This window comes from Actinobacillus capsulatus DSM 19761 (genome assembly GCF_000374285.1).
In the GTDB taxonomy this organism is placed as follows: domain Bacteria; phylum Pseudomonadota; class Gammaproteobacteria; order Enterobacterales; family Pasteurellaceae; genus Actinobacillus; species Actinobacillus capsulatus.
Map to the genome: position 1 here is coordinate 1 of NZ_KB893968.1, position 1,600 is coordinate 1,600.

At 38.2% G+C, this 1,600-nt stretch carries 1 protein-coding gene and 1 pseudogene; both read left to right on the forward strand.

Translation table 11 applies throughout. From position 1 onward, the window contains the following. Positions 1 to 414: pseudogene (locus tag C228_RS14585) on the forward strand (alpha/beta hydrolase); the annotation flags it as partial. After that, positions 411 to 1,600 (forward strand): WD40 repeat domain-containing protein (locus C228_RS0112975; RefSeq protein WP_018653012.1); only part of this gene is annotated, 1,190 nt, incomplete at its 3' end. The pseudogene C228_RS14585 and the gene C228_RS0112975, both read left to right, overlap by 4 nt.

Genomic DNA, 1,600 nt, shown 5'->3' on the forward strand with positions numbered 1-1,600 from the left:
GCTTATTTTGAACATATTATAGATGTGTTAATGGGGGCATTATTTGATGATTGGCGGGTATATGATACGGCGGTGCGTCCTGCGTTGGGGCATCAAGGGAATCGATTAACAGCCCCTAACCCGGAACAAATTGATGAGGCGTTACAGAAAGCGCAAAAGATATATCCGGCAGATGCTTTTATAGAGAAATTAAAGGATGATAAATTCTTTTTCTTTGATCAAAGTATTACCGATAAGAATGGTCATAAACGATTTTACTTTATTTCCCATTCGGCAATGCGGGAATACGAATGGGCTGCACTGGATACATTTAAGCCGAAAATATTTCCTGATATTTATCGTGTAAGTTATTTACAATATATTATGGAAGAATGGATAAAGAAAGGCTCAAAATTTGGGAGATATAAGAAATGATAAGAAATAAATTTATCAAAATATTCATAATTATATTACTCTTTATTATTTCGTTTTGTGTTTATCAATATCATCGCACGGAACCTGTTGTTTCTCTCGCCGTTTCTAGTGATGGACGTTATGTCATTAGTGTTCATGCAGAGAGAAAATTTTTATTTTTTCTGCCGGAACAACAGCTGGTTTTATGGGATATTGAAAAGAAAGAGAAAAAAGTATTAGCGACGAATGCAGAAGGTTTTACTACCGCCTTTGTACCTGATAGCCATGAATTTATGTGGCAGGATGATAAAAATGTGGTGCATATTCAAGATGTGAACGGAAAAGAAGTGAATTCTTTCCCCCATTTTCAGGTGAAAACCCATATTATTTCAGCGGATAAAACCTTTTATTTGTCCTCAAATGATGAAAGCTACGGGCAATTATATAAAGGTTACGGGAAAGATTTAGTGCCAGTATATACAGATGGCGCATTTCCACTTCCCTTGACTTTATCAATAAGTGAAAATCACTTTTTATCGGCAAGCAGTACTTGCGTTGGTGAAAATGATCCAGTTGCAGAAACCAATTTAACGGCAAACCCGATTAACCCAACTGAAAGTAAGAAAAGTAGCTATCTTGGCGTGACGCTATGGGATAGGCATACCTTAAAGCCCGTGGCTAGATTATATGGAAATTGTGGAAAAACCACAGGCTTAATCAGCCCGGACGGGAAATGGGTGGTGACAAGCTCTGAGAATGCTAAGTCCTATATGTGGGAAATAAAAAATTTAAATAATAGATTAACACTAGCCAATCCTTACAAAGGTATTTATGTAAAAGAAACTAAGTCATATGATAAAAGCCAGCTTCTTCCTATTCCGAATCACGTACAGCATAAGGGAATATCAATGGGGGGAGTTGCCAATGTCTTTTTAAGTGAAAAAGATTTTATAGGACTTGCGAAAAGTGGGAATGAAGATGGGAAAGGCTATAAATTTGCCGCTCTTTATACCGTCGGCGACCCTTGGATCAAGGCCTATGTCGAAATCGGCAATGACCCGAGTATTTCCACTGATTCTTACGGAAAAAATCTCAGCGTATCCTCTGCCCCCAAAGCCCACATTTTAGTGACGGGACAAGCCACCGGCGGCGGGATTAACGTGTATAAATATCACCCCGATAAAATGGAGTTAGAAAAAATCTGGGT